Raw genomic sequence first — 21,788 nt, 5'->3', positions numbered from 1 at the left:
AAGTTAAAGCTTAGACACTTATTATTTTTCAAAGCTAGACAATATAAATACAAAAAAGAAGGTGACTCTAAACAAGTTAAGATAAAGGATAGAGCGAGTATTTCTGAAAGACCTAGCAGTGCTAATAATAGAAAAAATCTTTATCACTTTGAAGGTGACACTATTGTTGGTAAAGACCATAAAAGTGCTATTGTAACAATGGTCGATAGAGCTAGCAGATTTACTATTTTAGCCAAGTCTATAGATAGAACAGCTAATTCAATCAATAGAATATTGTACAAAGTATCTAATGGTCATAAAATATTAACAGCTACATTTGATAATGGTAAAGAGTTTGCTAAACATAAGAAGCTAACTAGCAAGACTGGCATCAAAGTATTCTTTGCTGATCCATACAGTCCTTGGCAAAGAGGTACTAATGAAAACATGAATAGGTATATCAGACAATTTATATCTAAAGGTACTAACTTTAACAATATATCTCATCAATACATTAGAAAGTTACAGATAGACTTGAATAATAGACCTAAGAAATGTTTAAATTACTTGACACCTAATGAAGTACATTTTGGTATCTCTATAAACATTGAGAATACAATCTAGCGTTTTATTTTTTATTATGATGCTACAATAAATGCCTAGGTGTTAGGTTTAGTAATGCATTTTACTCATAAAAAGGAGAACGGTTTTGAGAAGGTTTTTTATATTTGTTATATCTATGTTAAGTATCTTAGGCTTAATGTTATCTAGTTGCGCTAATCAACAAGTTAAGACTAAACCAGCTACTTCTGTAGATGATGTAATATTAACAAAAAATGAAGATACTAGATCGTATGCAGAAGTGATAGCAATTCCTATGGTAATGAGTAGTCTATTAGATGATGAATCAACTCCTAGAGTTGGTCCCAAAAATGCTAAAAAAGCGGTAGTTATATTCTTTGACTATGCATGTGGCAAATGTGCACAAATATCAAAAGAAATGAATAAACTAATTAAAGAGAATCCAGATGCAGAGTTTATCTTTAAGGCATATCCTTCATTGAAAAGAGATGCAAAAGTTGCAAATTATGCGACGTTAGTTGCTAATGAAGCGTATCTTCAAGGTGGATCAGAATTGTTTTTAGCATACAACAAAGCAGTTTTATCACAGCGTGAGAGTAGTTGTCGTTTGACAAATGCAGATGTCGCGAATGCTGCTAAACGACTTGGAATCAAAGTCGATGATAATAATCTTAAGCAGAAGGCGGCTACTGAAGAACTTGAAACAAGAAAGCTTGGTAAATTAATAGGATTTCGCGTGCCTCACGCATTTATAGTTCTTCCTACGGATTTGGCAAATATGAATGCGAAATAGCTTGAGAGTAATACAGATAAAATATATGTGATTTCTGACAAGCAAACAAACTCTGTAACAGATGATTATCAAGAGGCTGCAAAATGGTCAGCATCAAAAATTCAAACACAGCTTAAAAATATGAAGTAGAGATGTAATATTACTCAAATACTTCTAGAGCTTTCGGAAAAGTATCTACATTAGCATCTTTTTTAGTTGCATTTTCACTTAAATAGCGACGGAAGACTTTAGCATTAGGCAAACCATTAAATAAGTTTAATGTGTGTTTTGTTATATTGTTAAGTTTCATGTTAGGATCACTATTTAGCTGGATTTTTATGTATTCAGCCACTTCATAAGCTACTTCAAGTGGAGATATGTCATTGATCGGCTGATTATAAAACAAATTATCAAAATCCTTAAATAACATGGGGTTATGATAAGCCTCGCGACCAATCATCACACTATCTACATACTTTAAGTGTTCTTGAATATCTTCTATGGTGGTGACTCCACCATTGATACCCAGTTCTAGATTTGGGAAATCTTTTTTAATATTATAAACAATATCATATTTTAGTTCAGGAATTGTTCTATTTTCTTTGGGAGATAGACCACTAAGCCAACCTTTGCGAGCATGAATACAAAGATAATCAACACCAGCTTGTACTTGTTTGTTGACGAAGTTATAAAGTTCTTCATAACTGTCATTATTATCGTAGCCAATACGACATTTTACAGAAATGGGTATATCTAAATTATCCTTCATAGCTTTGACACAATCTGCTACAAGTTCAGGCTCAGCCATTAGTGATAAGCCAAAATTACCTTTTTTTACTCTTTCACTAGGGCAACCTACATTTATATTTATTTCATTGTAGCCAAGATTTTGTGCAAGTTTACCACATGTTATGAAATCTTCTGGAACACATCCTCCAAGCTGCAATGTAACAGGATTTTCTTTGGGATTATATTTTAATAAGAAATCTTTGTTGCCATGTATTATGGCATTCAAGGTAATCATTTCTGTATATAGCATAGTCCGCTTTGTTATCAGACGCATCATATAGCGATAGTGCTTATCTGTCCAATCTAACATTGGCGCAATACATATTTTTCTATCAGTAACTTTCATTTAATTGTGTAGCAAGAAATTGAATTATTGGTAATTATAATGGATCATCATCAAAAGTTAAGCGATGAATGATTCTATCTATTTGAGTACGATATTTTTCAGTGTCTTTTGAATATCTACTATATTGAGGATTTGATCTATCATATAGCCAGTTAGCTAAATCCCAACCATAAGTTGTTGTAAAACAAAGTTTACCGAATTCTGTTAGATTAAACTCTGCTTGAGTTTGAAGACACCCTGTCATAAAAACATCAGCATAAGTTTGCAAAATTGGATAATCTTTATTTGGGAATTCAGCATCTTTGAAGTCCTTAACATACATCCAATAGTTGCCTTTGGATAAGCTTTTGATGCCTAGTGGAACAATGTCTTTGTGTGGTATTTTTACGCGACAATATGATGCTTCTCTTAAATCTGTTGCCGAAATATCAGATGCGTTAGCTTGGTAATATATTGCATTCATTACATAGCCTTTATTTGGCACAGCCAATAAAAATGTAGCATGAGATTTATCACCACGTGATGCCCATAATCTTTCAAAACCACTAACAATTATAGGTGCCGTATAAGTCGCTTCAGGAACAGTTATTTGTCGAGAATCTTTATTCATCAAGCTTCCATAGCCAATAACATAGTTATTTCTTTTTGAACTGACCTCAGGACGACAATTTAAGCTGTTTTCAGGTGTTTGAGATAGTTTATTTTGTTCTAATATTCTAAGTTCACTTTGGTGAATTGATTCTGCTTTTTGTATGCCTGATTTCTTCCAGATCAGGAAACTAGAAGCAATTATAACAACTAATAATACTAGTACTAAAATATTTTTCTTTTTCAACGCTCTAAAAACTGCTTTATATCTAAAGTATAAGATTATATTAGCATTTCTATATTAAATGAAAACCCCTGAAGGATTATTAGAAGGTTACTGATCTAAATTAATATAAATGTTTATTTGTGTTATAATGTCATGTGATTGTAGATTTTAAATATAAATATATATTGGAGCTTGTTAATGTCTGAAAATAAAGTTTATGATTCGTCGAGTATTAAAGTACTCAAAGGCTTAGATGCAGTTAGAAAAAGACCAGGGATGTACATTGGTGATACGGATGATGGTAGTGGTTTGCATCATATGGTATTTGAGGTTGTCGATAATGCTATCGATGAAGCTTTGGCTGGTCATTGTGATGATATTAAAGTTATCATAAATAAAGATGGCTCAGTATCTGTGTCAGATAATGGACGTGGTATTCCAACAGATATTCATAAAGAAGAAGGTCGTTCAGCTGCTGAAGTAATTTTGACTGTACTTCATGCGGGTGGTAAGTTTGATGACAACTCATATAAGGTTTCTGGTGGTTTACATGGTGTGGGTGTCTCTGTGGTTAACGCTTTATCAGAACAGCTGAAACTTACAATATATCGTAATGGTATCGAGCACTATCAAGAATATGTTCATGGTGTTCCACAATTTCCACTTAAAGAAGTTGGATCTACCGATAAAAAAGGTACTGTTATCACTTTCAAGCCTAGTAAAGATACATTTTCTTTTGTCGATTTTGATTATGATATTCTGATGAAAAGAATTCGTGAATTATCTTTTTTAAATTCAGGTGTAAAAATTGAGCTTATCGATAGAATCAATAATAGATCAGAAATATTCAAGTATGATGGTGGTATTATAGCCTTTGTGAAATATTTGAATAATAGTAAGAAACCAATCCATGAAAATGTTATTGCTGTAAATGGTATCAAAGATGATATTCAGGTTGAGCTTGCATTGCAGTGGAATGATTCTTATAAAGAGTCTATTTTCTGCTTTACAAACAATATTCCTCAGCGCGATGGTGGTACTCACTTATCAGGTTTAAAGGCGGCTGTTACTCGTACTATGAATACATATATTGAGTCAGAAGGTTTAAACAAAAAGCTTAAGGTTACACTCACAGGTGAGGATACTCGAGAGGGCTTGGCTGCTGTATTATCTGTAAAAGTTCCAGATCCTAAATTCTCTTCTCAAACGAAGGATAAACTAGTATCGTCAGATGTCAAATCTGCTGTTGAGTCATTAGTAAATGAGAAGTTACAAGAGTTTCTTTTAGAGAACCCTAAAGAGGCTAAAATAGTATGTGAGAAGATTTTAGACTCTGCAAAAGCTCGTGAAGCAGCTCGTAAAGCTCGTGATATGACTCGTCGTAAAGGAGCTTTGGATATTGCAGGTCTTCCTGGTAAGTTAGCAGATTGTCAAGAAAAAGATCCTTCATTATCTGAAATCTATCTAGTGGAGGGAGATTCTGCAGGAGGTTCAGCTAAACAGGCTCGTGATCGTAAAACTCAAGCAATTCTACCTCTAAAAGGTAAGATTTTGAATGTAGAGAAAGCTCGTTTTGATAAAATGCTAGGTTCTCAAGAAGTTGCTACCCTTATCAAAGCACTAGGGTGTGGTATAGGTGCTGAAGACTATAATCCTGATAAAACTAGGTATCATAAGATTATTTTGATGACGGATGCTGATGTTGATGGATCTCACATTAGAACTCTTCTTTTAACATTCTTTTATAGACAAATGCCTGAACTCGTTGAGAGAGGTTATTTATACATTGCACAACCACCTTTATATAAGGTTAAAAAGGGTAAGCAAGAAACATACTTAAAAGATGAAGATGCTTTAGCAGTATATCTTGGTAATATTGGTTTAGAGGGCGCTATTATTTTCCTTGAAGGGGGTGATGCTATTTCTGGTCAAGTTTTGACTAATTATTATGAGCTCTATCAGAAGTCAGAAAAAGTAATTAAAAAGTATGCAAAAACATATCCTAAAAAATTACTTAGAGTGATGGCATATGGTGCTAAGTATGTAGATGAAAGTGCTGATATCAAACAATGGTGGGAAACTATTGTTGAGAAGTGTAATCAGAAGGCACTATCTTACGAAAGATTTAAGCTTATAGAAACTAAAGATGTAGATGAGGATGGTCAAGAAACTATTTCTTATGGTGTTAACCACTATATCAATGGTTATGATACAGACTATATTGTTAAAAATAGTTTCTTTACTACTAAAGATTATGAAGACCTTGTTACTTATGGTGATGTATTATCTGATATTTCTTTTAAAGGTGCTTATGTAGAAAGGGGTGCTAAAAAAGAATATATTGATGACTTTGAGTCAGCAATTGATTGGTTACTTAAAGAAGCAAGACGCGGCAATGATGTACAGCGTTACAAAGGTCTAGGTGAGATGAACCCAGGCCAGCTTTGGGAGACAACTATGGATCCTGATAATAGAGTGTTACTTCAGGTATCAATCAAAGACGCTGTAGAGGCAGATGCTTTATTTACTACTCTTATGGGTGATGAAGTTGAGCCTCGTAGGAATTTTATTGAGTCTAACGCACTTAATGTTGTTAATTTGGATGTTTAATCTAAGTTTTTCTTTTTAGTTCTAAATTTTTTTCAAATCTTAAAAAAAATAATTTATCTACAGCAATTTAAAAAACTATAATATTTCATAAATTTTAAAGTACGACAAATTTATTGGAGTTTATAGATGTCAGATATTAATTTGAAGATTGGTTTAGCCGAGATGTTAAAAGGTGGCGTTATTATGGATGTTGTTAATGCTGAGCAGGCAGAGATTGCTCAACAGGCAGGTGCAGTAGCTGTAATGGCTCTAGAAAGAGTGCCGGCAGATATCCGTAAAGATGGTGGCATCGCTAGAATGTCAGATCCAAAGCTGATTAAAGAAATTATGTCAGTAACCTCTATACCTGTGATGGCAAAAGCTCGTATAGGACATTTTGTTGAAGCACAGATTCTTGAGTCTTTGGGTGTTGATTTTATTGATGAAAGTGAGGTCTTAAGTCCTGCGGATGACCTTAATCATATAGCTAAAGATAACTTTAAAGTTCCTTTCGTATGTGGTTGTACAAATTTGGGTGAAGCTCTAAGAAGAGTTGGTGAGGGGGCTGCCTTAATTAGAACAAAAGGTGAAGCTGGGACTGGTAATATTGTTGAAGCTGTTAGGCAGTTAAGACAAGTTAATAAAGATATTAATTACATTAAAGGTGCTGATCAGTCAGAGCTTATGGCTATAGCAAAGAATATGCAAGCTCCCTATGATCTGGTTAAGTATGTACACAAAAATGGTAAGTTACCAGTACCAAACTTTTCTGCGGGAGGTGTGGCAACTCCAGCTGATGCAGCTCTTATGGTGCAACTAGGAGCTGAGTCAGTATTTGTAGGTTCTGGAATATTTAAATCAGCAGCTCCTCTAAAGAGAGCTAAAGCTATAGTCAGTGCTGTTACATATTATAATGATCCAAAAATTTTAGCTGAAGTTTCTGAAGATCTTGGTGAGCCTATGACCGGTATTAATTGTGATTTTGAGAAATTCTCACAAAGAGGTTGGTAAAAGATGTCTGTGAGCGTAGGCGTACTAGCGATTCAAGGAGGGTTCCAAAAACATGCTGAGATGCTTGAATCTTTGGGTGTAGAAGTTAAGTTAGTCAAATTTACAAATGATTTTGATGAAATTGATAGGCTTATTATTCCTGGAGGAGAAAGTACAGCATTATTAAATCTTTTAACTAAACACCAAATTCTCGATAAATTACAAGATTTTTGCTCACGGAATCCAGTCTTTGGAACTTGTGCAGGTAGTATAATTCTATCAAAAGGCTCTGAGTATTTAAGTCTTATAGATTTAGAGGTAGAGAGAAATGGCTATGGACGTCAAGTTGATAGTTTTGTCACAGACTTAGGTTTTATGGGTAATTCTATCAAAGCCGTATTTATTAGAGCTCCAAAATTTACTAGAGTGGGCGATAATATTGAAGTGTTGGCTAAAATTGATAATTCGCCTGTACTAGTTAGGCAAGGTAATATTTTAGTGAGTAGTTTTCATCCAGAATTAACTGAGGACTCTTCTGTGCATAAGTACTTTCTAAATATGTAGTTTTATCTTTGACACTTTTTACAAAAAAATGTGTTTCTTTGAGCTATTACTAAACTTTCGATTTTAGTGCTACAGATGTAACAGTTTTGATTGGCTCTACCATAAATATTGAGTTGTTGCGTGAAGTAGCCAGGCTTACCTTCTGTATTTTTATAGTCTTTGAGTGTTGTACCACCTTCAGCAATCGCTTTATCAAGTATTTTCCTAATTGAAGTTACAAGCCTCTCAGCTTCTTTTTTTGTGATGGTATTAGAAGCTCTTGTGGGTAAGATATTACTATCAAATAATGCTTCACTAGCATATATATTTCCTACGCCAACAACTATGCTATTATCCATGATAGTTTGTTTGATCTTTCTAGAGGTTTTCTTTAATTTAGATATCAAATATTCAGCATTAAAATCATCTGTTAAAGGTTCAACTCCATGAGTGGCTAAAACTCTATGTTCTAGTGGCATCTTATTGGTATTGACTAACCAATATCCAAATTTACGCGGGTCATTATAGACTAGATTTAAATCATCAGATAACTCTAAAATAATGTGGTCATGTTTGATCTTGTTGTATGTAGAAGTATTTACAATTTTAACGACACCTGACATGCCTAGATGAATAATTAACTGTAAGTTATCTTCCAGATAAATAATTAGATGTTTACCTCTTCTTTGAATATCTTTTACGACTTTGTTTTTTAGTGATAGAAGTTGGGCTTTATCTACGGGATAGCGAAGCTTATCCGTATTTATCTGTACACTTTTAATTTTTTTGTTAATAATATTTTTGGTTAAACCTCTTTTGACAGTCTCTACTTCAGGAAGTTCAGGCATAAATTTGATATTACTATAAAAATTAAGATTACTATATGATAACATAATAGGTTATCTATAAGCTTATTGTTACAATTAATACCGGTATAAAAATGCGCCTAAAACAGCTTAAATCTGCTATACATAAAAAACTAAATCAATCTTATATCTATGACTGCAATAAAGAAATTGACTTTAAGAGTTTTGTAAATGGTTCAATAATTATTGCTAATGATACCTCTATAATTACACTGTTAGCATTAAAGAAATATTTAAAAGATAAGGCTATCACTGTACTGGGATGTTTTGATGATAGAATCAGAGGTCTTGAAAATGCTGTAATTGATGCTGGTATAAATTATATTGATGATATTAGTTTTTGGAATCATCAAGATATACTTGTGGTAGATAAGAGCTACATTTCTCAGGTTGAGCAAAATTATAATAGATTCTTGTTGTTTATATGTGGGCCTGAAATGCCATATTTTTCAGATCGTAAGAACCTCGATAGGCAAGTATTTTTCGATATTGCTAAACTTAAAAATTTAAAAAGTTTGAATGAGGAGATGGACGATCTTTCTGTGAGGGCGTGGGAAGGGTACTTAACCTTGCTAAAAGCTCCTGCTGAAATTTGGTTTAGACAAATGTTAAATGCTAAAAAAAATTTAGTATTAACTGATACTACAGGTGTTGCTTTAGATGGTTATAAGTTTGCAACAGGTGCAGCATTGATGTCTAAAAAGCTTCAAGAAATTACTAAGCAAGAAGATAATGTGGGTGTTTGTTTGCCTACTAGCGCTGGAGGGTATTTGGCGATATTAGCATTAATGATGAGTGCAAAGGCAATAGTTAATCTAAATTATACAGCTTCAGAAGAAGCATTAAGACATGCTATTAATAATGCAACAATTAAAACAATAATTACCTCTAGAGCATTTGTTGAGAAGCTAACTCACAAAGGTTTTTTTGTTGAAGAGATTTTTTCGATGTGTAAGATTGTTTATCTAGAGGGTATCAAAGCAAAAATAACTAAAGCTGAATCAATAAAAACATTTTTACAAATCAAAATCTTACCTGTTAGATGGTTGGTTAAAAAATATCTTAAACCGACCAAACTAGATGGCTTAGCTTTTATAATATTTAGTAGTGGTAGTGAAGGGGTGCCTAAAGGTATTGCAATCAAGCATAAAAACCTTCTTGCAAATGTTTATCAAAGTACAAATGTTATCGAGTGCCAAGAGAATGATTCTGTGGCTGGAATTTTACCAATATTTCATGCTTTTGGTCTTACAATCTCATTAGTTTCTCTGTTTCAAGGTGGGTATATAGCATGCCATCCAGATCCAACAGATGCTAAAGGAGTTGCTAATTTAATCAAGAAAAATAAGACCACAGTATTGTGTGCAACACCAATGTTTTTAAGAATTTATACCAAAAATAAAGCAGTTAAAAAAGAAGATTTTGAAACTCTTAGGCTTATTATTACAGGTGCTGAAAAACTTTCTAAAGAAGTTCGTATGATGTTTGAAGATAAGTTTGATAAGGTTATTAATGAAGGTTATGGAATAACCGAGCTTTCACCAGTTGCTGCTGTTAATAGACCAACCAAATCGCCTAATAAAATAGGTACTGTAGGTTTAACAGTTCCTGGTGGCCAATTCAAAATCATTCACCCAGAATCTCATGAAGAGCTACCTATTGGTGTTGAGGGTATGATTATATATCGCGGGGTTAATAAGATGGATTACTATCTTAATGATCCCAAAAAGACGAACGAGGTGATGATAGAGAAGGGTGGTTATAAATGGTACATAACTGGGGATAAAGGCAAAATTGATGGCGAAGGTTACTTAACAGTAGTTGATAGGTACTCTAGATTTGCAAAAGTTGCTGGTGAAATGGTGAGTTTGGGACTTTTAGAGCAAAAAGTCTATGATACTTTGAGAGAAAAAGGTTATGACTCTCATGAAATTGATTTTGAGGTTTTAGCTGTGGCTACATCAGATACCAAAAGAGGTGAGATTATTAACTTACTATATACTCTAGAAGACTTAGAACCAACTGATTTGAAAGAGATTGTAAGACACTCCGGGATAGGGAATCTTTATAAACCAACCAATTATTTTAAAGTTATCTCTATACCTAAACTAGGCTCTGGGAAGATCGATTTATCTAAGGCTAAAAAACTTGCCAACGAACTGGTTAAGGCATAATTTGTATGCATTTTTCAGTTTTACTTCAAGAATCTATCGCTGATCTAAATATTAATCCAGAAGGTATCTATATAGATGCGACATTTGGTCGAGGAGGTCATTCAAAAGCAATATTGGATAAATTAACATCAGGAAGATTGATAGCTTTTGATAAAGATTTAGACGCTATAGATTATGCAATACATAATTTCCAGAATGATAATTTTGAAATGGTTCATGCAAGTTTTACCTATATTTATGATTATTGCTTACAGCACAATCTTTTGGGTAAAGTCGATGGTATCATTATGGATTTGGGTGTTTCTTCTCCTCAATTGGATAATGCTAATAGAGGTTTTAGCTTTGCTCATGATGGTCCATTAGATATGCGAATGGATATATCGAAAGGTCTAACAGCTAGTCAAGCACTAGAAGAGTTATCAGTAGATGAGTTGACTTATATTTTTAAGGTTTATGGTGAAGAGCGTTTTGCAAAAAAAATTGCTCTAAGAATTAAAGACCATATAGCTGAAAATGGGAGTATAACTACTACCCATCAGTTAGCGGAACTTATTCGAGCGACTATTGGTAAAAGAGAGAAAAAGAATCCTGCAACAAGGTGTTTTCAAGCATTGCGCATATATGTTAATGATGAGCTCAAAGACTTAGGAATTCTTTTGGAGAGTATTTTAGATGTTATCAAAAAAGGTGGTAGAGTTGCGGCTATTTCTTTTCATTCATTAGAGGATAGGATTGTTAAACAGAAATTTACTTCTTTAACTAATCCAAAGCAAGAAACTAATAGAATTGCAAAAATGTTACCACAAGACAATAGCCAAGTGAAAATGAAATGGATTACAAAAAAAGCTAAAGCAAATCAAGATGAGCTTAGTCAAAACGTTCGTTCTAGAAGTGCTGTTTTAAGGGTTGTTGAAAAGTTATGATGCTAACAAACCGTCAAATACGGATAAGATTATTTGAGTCATTAAAAAATAGTTTCCTAAAAAGGACTGTGGGCATTGCCTTTGTGCTTTTATTTGTGTTACTGCTTACAGCTTTTGCACTAATCGTAACTCGTTTTGAATTTAAGCTATTATTGAATGAGCGTAAGGATTTGATTGTTGAACAAACTCAGTTAGATGAGCAGTGGAGTCAGATTGTATTAGAGTACAGCTCATTGGCTACACCTACAGCAGTAGAGAAATTTGCTGAAAAAGAAAAAATGTCACTACCTACACAAAAAAGTATAGGTACTTTGAGTGATCAGAAGGAGAGCTCTACAAATGAGTAACTATAGACCAAAGTTGAGACATTTAGCTGTTATCTTATTACTTCTATCAAGTTTTATAGTTTTATTTGCTAAGCTAGTCTATATGGAAACTGTTCAGCATCAGAAACTTAAGCAAGAAGGTGATAATCGTAGTGACAGAAGTATAGATATAAAGTCTTACAGAGGTATAATTCTTGATAGAAATGGTAATCCTCTAGCTATAAGTACTCCAGTAGATACTATTTGGGTAGACCCGTATTATGTTGGTGCGGATAGTCCTGAACTCAAAGAAGTTATGAATATTCTAAATCTATCTAAAGAAAAAAGAGAAAAGATAGAAAGACAAGTTAAGGTCAGAGAGGGTAGAAGTGGCTTCGTTTATATCGAAAGAAAAGTTCAGCCGTACTCATCTCAAAAAGTTAAAGATCTTGATATTGCTGGTATTCATGTTATTCGAGAGTTTAAAAGATATTATCCAATGGCAGAAGTTGCTTCTCATATTGTTGGTTTTACTAATGTGGATGGCAAGGGTCAGGAAGGTTTAGAGCTTGAATTTAATCAATTCCTTACAGGGCAAGATGGTTACTTTGAGTACAAAAAAGATTTGCATGGTGGTGTTGCTAAGGTTGAAGATAATTTTATATTACCTAAAAATGGACACAACCTTCAAATAAGTATTGATTCTAGATTACAGTATGTTGCATATAAGTATTTAAAAAAAGGAGTTATTAAAACAAACTCTGAAGCTGGATCAGTCATTATTGAAAATATTCATACAGGCGAAATATTAGCTATGGCTAATTATCCGTCATATAATCCTAACAGTATGGCAGATGCTTACCCTGATAGACGAAGAAATAGGGCTATCACAGACGTGTATGAGTTGGGTTCTGTAATGAAAGTTTTTGCAGCAGTTACGGCGCTTATTTATGGTGATGATGTGACCCCAGAGCAACCTGTAATCAATTCGCACCCAGGTTTTTATCGTATTGGTAAAAATACTGTCAGAGATGAGAGGGATTATGGTGAAGAAGATTTAAGATATATTCTTATGAAATCTAGTAACGTAGGTATATCTAAAATGATATTGGGTTTGACTGATCCTACAATACTTGAACCATCATTAAGAAACTTTGGCTTTGGAGACAAAACAGGTATACAACTACCAGGTGAGCGTGATGGATTTGTTCCAGTTAAGGATAAGTGGGGCGATTTCCAACTAGCTACTCTATCTTTTGGATATGGTATGAATGCTACAGATCTTCAGTTAGTTGCTGGAGTATCAGCTATTGCTAATGATGGTAAGTACATTAAACCAACGATTCTTAAAAGAAAACCTGGAGAGGAGATTGACTCAAGAGTGGTAGCATCTAAGAAAGTTTCTGAGGAGATGATTAGCATGATGCAGTCTGTTGTTGAAGATTCTGGTGGAACAGGAGCTAATGCAAGAATACCTCTGTATCATGTTGCAGGTAAAACAGGTACTGCTAGGATGCTTGCGGGAGGAACCTATGGTGCAAAATATTTGGCAAGCTTTGTGGGTGTTGTGCCAGCTAGTGATCCGCAGTTAGCGATAGTTGTTACAATCAAAGATCCTAAAGGCGATAAGTATGGGGGTGGTTCTGTTGCGGCTCCAGTTTTTGCAGACGTAGCTCTTAATAGTTTACAAATATTAGGTATCAAACCAGATAAGATTGATAACTAAACTTTTGTTTTTTTGCTTTAATAGTATATAATCTCCAACTGGTAAACTGTTCCTTTGTGCGGTTTGTCGTGTGTTAATTAATAAGAAAACAAATGGAGAAATGTTATGTTAACAACTCAAGATAAGCAAAATATTATTAAAGAAAATCAACAGTCTGAGGGCGATACTGGTTCACCTGAAGTGCAAGTTGCTCTTTTAACTGCTAGAATCAATGATCTACAAGGTCATTTTGCAACTCATAAAAAAGACAATCATTCAAGAAGAGGTCTTTTAAGACTAGTAAGTCAACGTCGTAAATTATTGGATTACTTACATGGTAAAGATGTAGAAAGATACCGTGCACTAATCAAGAAACTAAATTTACGTAGGTAATAATTTCATCTTAATCGTTCTTACGTCATTCAATCAAATAATTATATAAGGTTAAACTGTGAAAATATTTAGAGAAGTCTTTGAACTAGGTAATAAAGAAATAGTTCTAGAAACAGGTGGAATGGCTCGTCAAGCAGATGGGTCTGTGACTGTAAGTTGTGGTAATAATGTTGTGTTGGTGACTACAGTAGTCAAAAAATCAGTAGCAGCAGGCGCTGACTTCTTTCCATTGTCAGTACACTATTTAGAAAAAACATATGCTGCTGGTAAGATACCTGGAGGTTTCTTAAGAAGAGAAGGAAGACCATCTGAAGAGCAAATTCTTATTTCTAGATTAATAGATAGATCTATAAGGCCATCATTCCCTGATGGATTTTTTAATGAGATTCAAATTGTAGCTACAGTCTTATCTTATGATGGGTCGTTTTCTCCGGATATGTTGGCTTTGATAGGAGCATCTGCTTCTTTAGCAATATCAGGGGCTCCTTATGATGATATTATTGCTGGTGTAAGAGTCGGTTATACTAATGGTAAGTATATTCTTAATCCTAATAAAGAGGATCTAAAAGAGTCTGATTTAGACTTAGTTGTTTCTGGTACGGGTGATGCAATATTAATGGTTGAATCAGAGGCTAATAGCTTACCAGAATCTGTAATGCTTGGTGGTATCTTATATGCGCATAAGCATCTTAAGACTATTATCAACTCTATTGGTAAACTTGCTAAAGTAGCATCTAAGCCTCGTATAGAATATACAATTTATCAAATTAATAAGTTATTAAAATCTCAAATTAAATCACATTTTTTTGGTAAGATTAAAAATGCTTATACAATACCATCTAAGCAAGAAAGAAACATTAAGCTTAATGAACTAAGAAAAAGTGTTTTAGAGTATATATTCTCAAGTGATGTTGATGGAAATGAGTACTCTGAGAAAGAAGTTTTAGAGGCTTTTCATGATATAGAAAAAGATCTTGTTAGATCAAATATCTTAGAAGGCAAGCCAAGAATTGATGGTAGATGCACAGAAACTATTAGACCAATAAATGTTAAAATAGGAGTGCTACCTGGAGTACATGGTTCAGCTCTATTTACAAGAGGTGAAACACAAGCTCTAGTGGTTACAACTCTTGGAAGTGATAGAGATGCACAGCTTGTTGAATCTTTAGACGGTATTGAAAAATCGCGTTATATGCTTCACTATAACTTTCCTCCATATTCTGTAGGCGAGTGTGGTATGGTAGGTATGGCTCCGAAGCGCCGTGAAATTGGTCATGCAAACTTAGCTAAGCGTGCTACTCAAGCAGTTTTTCCTAATGAAGAGGCATATCCATATGTGGTTAGAATAGTATCTGAGATATTAGAGTCAAATGGTTCTAGTTCTATGGCAACTGTTTGTGGCTCGTCATTATCTATGATGGATGCAGGTGTGCCTATAGCTGAGCCTGTAGCAGGTATTGCTATGGGGCTTATCAAGGATGGTGCTAAATACGCTGTATTATCGGATATTTTAGGTGATGAAGATCACTTAGGTGATATGGATTTTAAAGTTGCTGGTACTAGATATGGTGTTACAGCTCTTCAAATGGATATCAAAATTAAAGGGATATCTAGAGAAATTCTTGAGCAAGCTCTTGAACAAGCAAGAACTGGTAGACTACATATACTAGGAATTATGAATGAAGTGATCAGAGAGCATAAAGAATCTGTTTCTGACGTTGCTCCGCAAATACATGTTATGAATATAAACCCAGCTAAGATAAAGGACGTTGTTGGTCGTGGTGGCTCGGTAGTAAAAGGCATTGTAGAAAAAACAGGTGCGCAGATAGATACTAGTGACTCTGGTGAAGTTAAGATTTTTGCTAAAGATAAAAGATCCTTAGATTTTGCTAAATCTATGGTTGAAGAGATTGTTGCAGAAGTTGAAGAAGGACAGATTTATAAAGGTAAAATTGTTAAGCTTTTAGATTCTGGAGCATTTGTTAATCTTCTTGGGAACCAAGATGGATATTTACCATTCTCTGAAATTGAACAAGCTGGGATGAAAACTAATTCATTAGTAGAGGGTCAGGGCTTGGAAGTTTTGGTTCAAAATATTGATAGAGGTGGTAGAGTTAAACTTTCTCTTGTTGCGAGGTAATTATTATGAGTGAAGTAGTTCAAAGTGTTGATCCAATCAACTTTACAGAGTCAGCATCTTTAAAGGTTAAAGAACTAATTGAAGAAGAGGGTGATAATTCTCTAAGCCTTAGAGTCTATATAACTGGCGGTGGATGCTCAGGGTTTCAGTATGCTTTTGCATTTGATAATGAGATAAAAGAAGATGATGTGGTCATTACAAAAAATGGTGTTCGTCTTTTAGTTGATTCTATGAGCTTTCAGTATTTAGTTGGGGCCGATGTTGACTACAAAGATGATGTTGAAGGCGCCTATTTTGTAATAAGAAATCCAAATGCCAAAACTACTTGTGGTTGTGGTTCATCTTTTTCTGTATAATATTTAATCGTAATTAACTTATTTAAAGTAGAAGTATTTTTATGAAAATTGCTAATTTTGAAGTAGGAAATGGTAAGCCATTTTTCTTAATGTCTGGACCGTGCGTAATTGAATCAGAGCAAATGGCTATGGATACTGCTGGATATTTGACAGAAGTGACAAAAGATTTAGGTATCAATTTTGTTTATAAATCGTCTTTTGATAAAGCGAATCGTTCCTCTATTAACAGCTTTAGAGGTCTTGGAGTTGACAAAGGACTTGAGATTTTAGCTAAAGTTAAAAAAACATACAACGTCCCAATTGTTACAGATGTACACGAAGATACTCCATTTGCAGAGGTTGCAGAGGTTGTTGACGTGATGCAGACACCAGCTTTTCTATGTCGTCAGACAAACTTTATATTAGATGTATGTAAGCAAGGTAAGCCTGTGAATATTAAAAAAGGTCAATTTCTAGCGCCTTGGGATATGCAACATGTGGTTGCTAAGGCAAAATCTACTGGAAATGAGCAAATCATGGTTTGTGAAAGAGGTGTAAGTTTTGGCTATAATAATTTGGTTTCAGACATGCGCTCTCTTGAGATAATGAAATCTACTGGTTGTCCTGTAGTATTTGATGCTACTCATTCAGTGCAATTACCAGGTGGTCAAGGTAGCTCATCAGGTGGTCAAAGAGAATTTGTACCTGTTCTATCAAAGGCGGCTATGGCAGTAGGTATTGATGGTCTTTTTATGGAGACTCATCCAAAGCCAGCAGAAGCTTTAAGTGATGGTCCTAATTCTTTTCCAATGTATAAAATAAAAGAGTTTTTAAGTTTACTAAAAGAACTAGATCATTTAGTTAAGAGTCAACCAAAAATAGAGTTGTAAGGTATAAGTAATGGCTGGTAAAGGCGATGTTTTTATAATAGGTATTGTTGGAGGATCAGGCTCTGGTAAGACTTTATTTTCAAATGAGATTATCAAAAAATTAAAATCAAAACATTTAAACAAAATTGCAGTAATTTCTGAAGATAGATATTATAAAAACTGGGGAGAGATGGTTGGTTTTGAAGAAGCTAATAAAATCAATTATGATCATCCAGATGCTTTTGATCATAAGTTATTGAGAAAAGATTTAGCAGATTTGATTGAAGGTAATGATATTTATATACCTCATTATGACTATACTACTCATTCAAGAATAAAAGAGAAATCCGAAAAAATTACTGGTGGAGTAAGTGTAATTATCCTTGAAGGAATCATGTTGTTTAATGATCGTAAGTTATTAAAGATGATGGATTTTAAGGTATATATGGATACGCCATCAGACTTGTGTTTCATCAGAAGACTTATGCGTGACCAAAATGAAAGAGGTCGTAGTGTTGAAAGTGTTATAAATCAGTACCTAGAAACAGTAAGACCAATGCATATCAAGTTTATTGAGCCATCAAAGAGAAAAGCTGATATTATAGTTCCTGATGGAGCACAAAATAAAACTGTGATTGATATAATATATAATAAAGTAAAACAATTATTGAAGAAAAATGGAGTAAAAAATGGCTAGAGTAACAGTTGAAGATTGCCTTGATAAGGTAGAAACAAGATTTGATTTAGTAGTTTTGGCTTCTATGAGAGCAAATAATATACTTAAGAAAGGCTATTCAGAGTCTGCAGATAATGAGAAAAAAGAAAAGGCTACAGTAGTAGCTTTAAGAGAAATAGCGGAATCTGAAATTACCCCGGACCAAATTTTAAGAAATGAAATAGAAGGTTAATAAAAGTTTTATAAAAAGCTTGACTTGTTTTCACAAAGTTGTATAATTTTAATTTATCGGGTGCTTAGCTCAGCTGGGAGAGCATCGCCCTTACAAGGCGAGGGTCGGGGGTTCGAACCCCTCAGCACCCACCACGATTCAAAAAGCGATATTAGTCGCTTTTTTATATCTAATAATATAATTTATCTTTAAGAATATTCTACTTTTATATGTTAAAATCTCTCTAGAAGCTTTGTTAGGAGATTTATGAAGAAAGTATTATTAAGTTCGTTATTTTTATCTTTGAGTGTTTGTTCATTGTCTTACGCAGATGATACAGATACTTCGGTATGTCCAGCTGACTTGAAATATCAAACTATTAATATGAGAGATATGGCTTTTGAATATGCACAATATGAAGATCATATTTGTGCAGTTTTAAGTGTAGATATTAGTAAGAATAGTGACTGGCAAAAAGAGGGTAGTGGATGGTTTGCAGCTGGATTAGGTGCAGAAACTATGAAGGGTTCTAATATGTTTATATTTGTACCGGAAAAACTACAGGAAGGGATTAAGTATGATGTCTATGCAAATATTGGTGGAGCATATGGTCCAACTAAGCCTTTAGATACTAAGCCGACTACTGGACAAATAAAGCTTTTATCATCATCTTTAGGTAAGATCGAGTTTGCTATTTATCCTCAGAAAATATCAGGATTATCAAATAGTGGTAAAATTGATATGATTTTTTCTCATTCAAAAGCTGGAGTATATAAATTTGCTCCAGGACATATTGCTGCATATGATGATAAAGCAATGAATCTGAAGTAAATCCTTTGGTTGTATTTATAAATTTAATTAAATACAATTGTCGTACTATATTTTGTTAGAATTTTTTATGGGAAGATCTAGAAGACATAAGAAACCTCAAGAGGGTATTTTTGAAGCTGAAATTATAGCACTTAGTCATGATGGTAGAGGAATAGCAAAAGTTAATGGTAAAACGACTTTTATTCCATTTACATTACCTAGAGAAGTAGTCAAATTTGAGTATACATTTACAAAGGCTAAGTTTGATGAAGCAAAAGTAGTTGAATATATTAAAAAATCATCTAATAGAGTTAATCCTCCTTGTGAATATTTTGAAATTTGTGGAGGTTGTAGCTTACAACATATGTCTACAGATGCACAGATTGAGCATAAGCAACAAACCTTACTGAATCAACTTAAGTATATTGGCCAAGGAGTGGAACCTCTGAGTATTCTAGAATCATTACGTACGGCTAAAACCGAAGGATATCGTAATAAAGCACGTTTAGGTGTTAGACATGTTAACAAAAAAGGTAAAATTCTAGTAGGATTCAGAGAGCGTAATGGTAGATTTTTAGCTGATATAGATAAATGTATAGTATTAAATCCTTTAATAGGAGAAAAACTAACAGAAATAGCTTCCTTTATAGAAAAACTCTCTATATATCAGCATATAGCACAATTAGAGATTGCAATTGATGATATAAGACCAGCACTTATTGTGCGCCATCTTGAGCCGTTTATAAATGAAGATCTTGAAAAGCTAAAAGCTTTTGGTAAGCAGAATAATTATTGGATATACCTACAATCAAAAGGCCCTGATACTATCTTTAGACTGTATCCACAAGAAGATATTGAACCTAAAAAGTTAAGTTATCAGCCAGTTGCTGAGATAAATATTGGTTTTGAACCTAATGATTTTACTCAAGTTAATAATGATATTAATAAAAAGATGATTAAAAGAGCTATTGATCTTTTAGAAATATCAGAAAATGATTCTATTATCGATTTGTTTTGTGGTTTAGGAAACTTTACGTTGCCAATTTCTCAGTATGCAAAAACTGTAATTGGTGTAGAGGGAGAGCAGACAATGGTTAGTAGAGCTAAAGAAACAGCGGCTAATAATAATATCAGCAATGTTAAGTTTTATGCGGCCAACCTTTTTGAAAGCTTTGAAGATAAAGAATGGTTTAATAATTTTGAATATAACAAAATGCTATTGGATCCGCCGAGAGCTGGGGCTCAAGAAGTGTGTAGTAATATCGAAAAGTTTGATGTTGAGCGTATTGTTTATGTATCATGCGATACTGCTACCTTGGCAAGAGACGCTGGCATTTTAGTAAATGATAAAGGCTATAAACTAGTTAGTGCAGGTGTTATGGATATGTTCCCTCATACAATGCATGTTGAGTCAATAGCTGTTTTTGAAAAGGTTTAATTATGTATATAGGTTTAGATATTGGCGGTAGTAATATTTCAGCAGGAATTTTTGATGAACATAAAAATCTACTTAAGACAGCTAAGGTAAAATCAAAAGGGAAAAGTGATCCTGATACAATTTTGGGTCAAGTTTTTAAAGTTATTAATAATTACTTGATGATTCAACAAAAGGCAAAATAAAGGCTATAGGTATTGGTATAGCTGGGTTTGTTGATTCAAAAAATGGTATTTTAAATTTTAGTGCGAATATCAATCTCAACGGTATAAATATAGCTAAGGAAGTTAGTCAAAAATTTGATAATGTACCAGTATTTATTGAAAATGATGTCAATGTAGGTGTTATTGGTGAATGGAAATATGGAGTTGGGCAAGGCCATGAAAATATTGTTGGTATATTTGCAGGCACAGGGATTGGTGGTGGTCTAGTCATAAATAATCAGTTTTTATATGGAGTTACAGGTGGTGCCGGAGCTGTAGGACATGTTAGTATCAATACTCAAGGAGCTTATTGTCAAAGTTGTGGTTCACAGGGCTGTGTTGAGACTTATGCTGGTAAAGTAGGTATGGAAAAGAAAATTGAAAACTTAGCTAAAAAGAAAGTTAAAAGTACACTAATCGAATTAGTAACTGAAAATGATGGTAAGCTAAAGAGTAGTCATATTAAAAAAGCACTTGAAACAAATGATGAGATTGCTATGGATATTCTCAGTGAAGCAATGGAGTATCTAGGTACTGGATTAGGTAGTGCTTTAAATATTATAAATCCTTCGATGGTGATATTAGGTGGTGGCGTGATGGAAGCTATTGGTGAGCAATATTTATCACAAATTAAACGAGCTGCCATGAGAAATTCATTTGCTGATATTTATGCAGAATGTTAATTTAAATTAGCAAAACTCGGCGATCAGGCTGGGATTTATGGAGCTATGGAGTTAGTTGCTAAAGGAAAAATACTTAACTATTTTTTTGCTTTTGTAAATAATCTTACTTATGCGTATATTTGTTATACTCAGGGTATTTATGGACAGTTTCTACTTTTTGCATTTTTCTTTTTTCCGATGTAATTTTATGGATTGTATACTTGGACTAAGCCACAGAATATAACAGAAAATAGTGGTATTATCACAAAAACACTGTCCAACAAATATAGGATTTATCTTATTAGTGGAATTGTTATTGCTGCATTTTTGTATGGTTTTTTTATTAGCTAGATTGTATTCTGAAAGTTTTAAATAGTTGAAAGAGAGTTCCAAATATAGTTTATTAGGTTTTGACGAAACTAAAATAAACGATAAGGAACTAAAAAATGCCAAAGCACTTAACTCTTTCAAATAGATATTGTATAGAAGAATTACTTAAATTAGGATACCAAACATCTCAAATAGCCAATAAAATTGGCTATAGTGAAAGAGCTATAAAAAAGGAACTTAATCGCACTAGTATAAATAGTGACTATAATGCTGAGATAGCACAGAAGCTATATCAAAGCCGCAGAACTTCAAATAATCATAAGCTATCCTGTAAAGTTAAAAAGCTA

General features: G+C 33.6%; 21 protein-coding genes, 1 tRNA gene and 2 pseudogenes. 21 read left to right on the top strand and 3 right to left on the bottom strand.

Annotation, left to right across the window (positions count from 1 at the left end):
* A partial coding sequence (locus F8C69_RS02845; RefSeq protein WP_159183791.1) for an IS30 family transposase occupies positions 1–603 on the top strand: 603 nt, incomplete at its 5' end.
* An 85-nt stretch (positions 604–688) separates the two neighbouring features.
* Positions 689–1,354, top strand: coding sequence for a thioredoxin domain-containing protein (locus F8C69_RS02840; RefSeq protein WP_234384270.1), 666 nt, complete (start codon positions 689–691; stop codon positions 1,352–1,354).
* Between the two features lie 139 nt (positions 1,355–1,493).
* Here the strand turns inward: F8C69_RS02840 and dusA are convergent, their stop codons facing one another.
* Entirely contained in the window at positions 1,494–2,468 is a 975-nt protein-coding gene (gene dusA, locus F8C69_RS02835) for a tRNA dihydrouridine(20/20a) synthase DusA (RefSeq protein ID WP_159184113.1), read from the bottom strand.
* A gap of 34 nt (positions 2,469–2,502) precedes the next feature.
* Positions 2,503–3,303, bottom strand: a complete 801-nt coding sequence (gene chaC / locus F8C69_RS02830; protein ID WP_159184112.1) for a gamma-glutamylcyclotransferase ChaC — start codon at positions 3,301–3,303, stop codon at positions 2,503–2,505.
* A 177-nt stretch (positions 3,304–3,480) separates the two neighbouring features.
* Between chaC and gyrB the strand changes: the two genes are divergently transcribed.
* The 3 genes from gyrB (at position 3,481) to pdxT (ending at position 7,425) form a co-directional block, all read left to right on the top strand.
* Positions 3,481–5,892, top strand: coding sequence for a DNA topoisomerase (ATP-hydrolyzing) subunit B (gene gyrB / locus F8C69_RS02825; protein WP_159184111.1), 2,412 nt, complete (start codon positions 3,481–3,483; stop codon positions 5,890–5,892).
* 126 nt (positions 5,893–6,018) lie between these two features.
* Positions 6,019–6,882 (top strand): pyridoxal 5'-phosphate synthase lyase subunit PdxS, encoded by an 864-nt coding sequence (gene pdxS / locus F8C69_RS02820; protein WP_159184110.1) that lies wholly within the window; start codon positions 6,019–6,021, stop codon positions 6,880–6,882.
* Between the two features lie 3 nt (positions 6,883–6,885).
* Entirely contained in the window at positions 6,886–7,425 is a 540-nt protein-coding gene (gene pdxT / locus F8C69_RS02815) for a pyridoxal 5'-phosphate synthase glutaminase subunit PdxT (RefSeq protein ID WP_159184109.1), read from the top strand.
* Positions 7,426–7,427: 2 nt separating this feature from the next.
* Here pdxT and mutM read toward each other — a convergent pair whose 3' ends face one another.
* The gene (gene mutM / locus F8C69_RS02810; RefSeq protein ID WP_192189677.1) at positions 7,428–8,252 is read right to left on the bottom strand and encodes a bifunctional DNA-formamidopyrimidine glycosylase/DNA-(apurinic or apyrimidinic site) lyase; all 825 of its coding nucleotides are present in this window, start codon (positions 8,250–8,252) and stop codon (positions 7,428–7,430) included.
* Between the two features lie 92 nt (positions 8,253–8,344).
* On the opposite strand from mutM, the gene migR reads away from it, so the two are divergent.
* The 16 genes and pseudogenes from migR to F8C69_RS02725 all read left to right on the top strand — a co-directional run.
* Positions 8,345–10,444, top strand: a complete 2,100-nt coding sequence (migR, locus tag F8C69_RS02805) for an iglABCD operon regulator MigR (protein WP_159184107.1) — start codon at positions 8,345–8,347, stop codon at positions 10,442–10,444.
* 5 nt (positions 10,445–10,449) lie between these two features.
* Positions 10,450–11,367, top strand: coding sequence for a 16S rRNA (cytosine(1402)-N(4))-methyltransferase RsmH (gene rsmH / locus F8C69_RS02800; protein ID WP_159184106.1), 918 nt, complete (start codon positions 10,450–10,452; stop codon positions 11,365–11,367).
* Positions 11,364–11,714 carry a cell division protein FtsL gene (gene ftsL / locus F8C69_RS02795; protein ID WP_159184105.1) on the top strand — a complete coding sequence of 117 codons (351 nt, stop codon included), beginning with the start codon at positions 11,364–11,366 and terminating at the stop codon, positions 11,712–11,714. Before rsmH ends, ftsL begins: the two co-directional genes overlap by 4 nt.
* Positions 11,707–13,398, top strand: coding sequence for a peptidoglycan D,D-transpeptidase FtsI family protein (locus F8C69_RS02790; protein ID WP_159184104.1), 1,692 nt, complete (start codon positions 11,707–11,709; stop codon positions 13,396–13,398). The genes ftsL and F8C69_RS02790 overlap by 8 nt, the downstream gene beginning before the upstream one ends.
* A gap of 105 nt (positions 13,399–13,503) precedes the next feature.
* Complete coding sequence (gene rpsO / locus F8C69_RS02785) at positions 13,504–13,770, top strand: 30S ribosomal protein S15 (RefSeq protein WP_004288130.1); 267 nt, start codon at positions 13,504–13,506, stop codon at positions 13,768–13,770.
* 58 nt (positions 13,771–13,828) lie between these two features.
* A complete protein-coding gene (gene pnp, locus F8C69_RS02780) occupies positions 13,829–15,910 on the top strand; it encodes a polyribonucleotide nucleotidyltransferase (RefSeq protein WP_159184103.1) in 2,082 nt (693 codons plus the stop codon).
* A gap of 5 nt (positions 15,911–15,915) precedes the next feature.
* Entirely contained in the window at positions 15,916–16,266 is a 351-nt protein-coding gene (gene erpA / locus F8C69_RS02775) for an iron-sulfur cluster insertion protein ErpA (protein WP_159184102.1), read from the top strand.
* Between the two features lie 41 nt (positions 16,267–16,307).
* Positions 16,308–17,135 (top strand): 3-deoxy-8-phosphooctulonate synthase, encoded by an 828-nt coding sequence (gene kdsA / locus F8C69_RS02770; RefSeq protein WP_159184101.1) that lies wholly within the window; start codon positions 16,308–16,310, stop codon positions 17,133–17,135.
* Between the two features lie 10 nt (positions 17,136–17,145).
* Positions 17,146–17,811, top strand: a complete 666-nt coding sequence (gene udk / locus F8C69_RS02765; RefSeq protein WP_004288126.1) for a uridine kinase — start codon at positions 17,146–17,148, stop codon at positions 17,809–17,811.
* The gene (gene rpoZ / locus F8C69_RS02760) at positions 17,804–18,022 is read left to right on the top strand and encodes a DNA-directed RNA polymerase subunit omega (protein ID WP_004288125.1); all 219 of its coding nucleotides are present in this window, start codon (positions 17,804–17,806) and stop codon (positions 18,020–18,022) included. Before udk ends, rpoZ begins: the two co-directional genes overlap by 8 nt.
* A gap of 58 nt (positions 18,023–18,080) precedes the next feature.
* Positions 18,081–18,156, top strand: a tRNA-Val gene (locus F8C69_RS02755).
* A gap of 112 nt (positions 18,157–18,268) precedes the next feature.
* Positions 18,269–18,832, top strand: a complete 564-nt coding sequence (locus F8C69_RS02750; RefSeq protein ID WP_159184100.1) for a hypothetical protein — start codon at positions 18,269–18,271, stop codon at positions 18,830–18,832.
* Between the two features lie 67 nt (positions 18,833–18,899).
* Positions 18,900–20,249, top strand: a complete 1,350-nt coding sequence (gene rlmD / locus F8C69_RS02745; protein ID WP_159184099.1) for a 23S rRNA (uracil(1939)-C(5))-methyltransferase RlmD — start codon at positions 18,900–18,902, stop codon at positions 20,247–20,249.
* A 2-nt stretch (positions 20,250–20,251) separates the two neighbouring features.
* Positions 20,252–21,129: pseudogene (locus F8C69_RS02735) on the top strand (ROK family protein); the annotation flags it as partial.
* 54 nt (positions 21,130–21,183) lie between these two features.
* Positions 21,184–21,456 (top strand): annotated as a pseudogene (gene pnuC / locus F8C69_RS02730) (nicotinamide riboside transporter PnuC); the annotation flags it as partial.
* 101 nt (positions 21,457–21,557) lie between these two features.
* The coding region (locus F8C69_RS02725; RefSeq protein WP_159183974.1) for a helix-turn-helix domain-containing protein at positions 21,558–21,788 on the top strand (231 nt) is incomplete at its 3' end.

Origin of the sequence: Francisella noatunensis subsp. noatunensis (assembly GCF_009823375.1) — a bacterium.
Lineage (GTDB): Bacteria > Pseudomonadota > Gammaproteobacteria > Francisellales > Francisellaceae > Francisella > Francisella noatunensis.
The sequence above is the reverse complement of the archived record's forward strand: the minus strand, read 5'-3'. Positions and strand labels throughout refer to the sequence as shown.

Coding starts and splice junctions, on each gene's coding strand:
- rpoZ (WP_004288125.1), top strand. CDS start 17,804: ATGGCTAGAGTAACAGTTGAAGATTGCCTTGATAAGGTAGAAACAAGA.
- F8C69_RS02750 (WP_159184100.1), top strand. CDS start 18,269: ATGAAGAAAGTATTATTAAGTTCGTTATTTTTATCTTTGAGTGTTTGT.
- mutM (WP_192189677.1), bottom strand. CDS start 8,252: ATGCCTGAACTTCCTGAAGTAGAGACTGTCAAAAGAGGTTTAACCAAA.
- rpsO (WP_004288130.1), top strand. CDS start 13,504: ATGTTAACAACTCAAGATAAGCAAAATATTATTAAAGAAAATCAACAG.
- ftsL (WP_159184105.1), top strand. CDS start 11,364: ATGATGCTAACAAACCGTCAAATACGGATAAGATTATTTGAGTCATTA.
- migR (WP_159184107.1), top strand. CDS start 8,345: ATGCGCCTAAAACAGCTTAAATCTGCTATACATAAAAAACTAAATCAA.
- rsmH (WP_159184106.1), top strand. CDS start 10,450: ATGCATTTTTCAGTTTTACTTCAAGAATCTATCGCTGATCTAAATATT.
- erpA (WP_159184102.1), top strand. CDS start 15,916: ATGAGTGAAGTAGTTCAAAGTGTTGATCCAATCAACTTTACAGAGTCA.
- rlmD (WP_159184099.1), top strand. CDS start 18,900: ATGGGAAGATCTAGAAGACATAAGAAACCTCAAGAGGGTATTTTTGAA.
- gyrB (WP_159184111.1), top strand. CDS start 3,481: ATGTCTGAAAATAAAGTTTATGATTCGTCGAGTATTAAAGTACTCAAA.
- F8C69_RS02790 (WP_159184104.1), top strand. CDS start 11,707: ATGAGTAACTATAGACCAAAGTTGAGACATTTAGCTGTTATCTTATTA.
- dusA (WP_159184113.1), bottom strand. CDS start 2,468: ATGAAAGTTACTGATAGAAAAATATGTATTGCGCCAATGTTAGATTGG.
- pdxT (WP_159184109.1), top strand. CDS start 6,886: ATGTCTGTGAGCGTAGGCGTACTAGCGATTCAAGGAGGGTTCCAAAAA.
- pdxS (WP_159184110.1), top strand. CDS start 6,019: ATGTCAGATATTAATTTGAAGATTGGTTTAGCCGAGATGTTAAAAGGT.
- kdsA (WP_159184101.1), top strand. CDS start 16,308: ATGAAAATTGCTAATTTTGAAGTAGGAAATGGTAAGCCATTTTTCTTA.
- udk (WP_004288126.1), top strand. CDS start 17,146: ATGGCTGGTAAAGGCGATGTTTTTATAATAGGTATTGTTGGAGGATCA.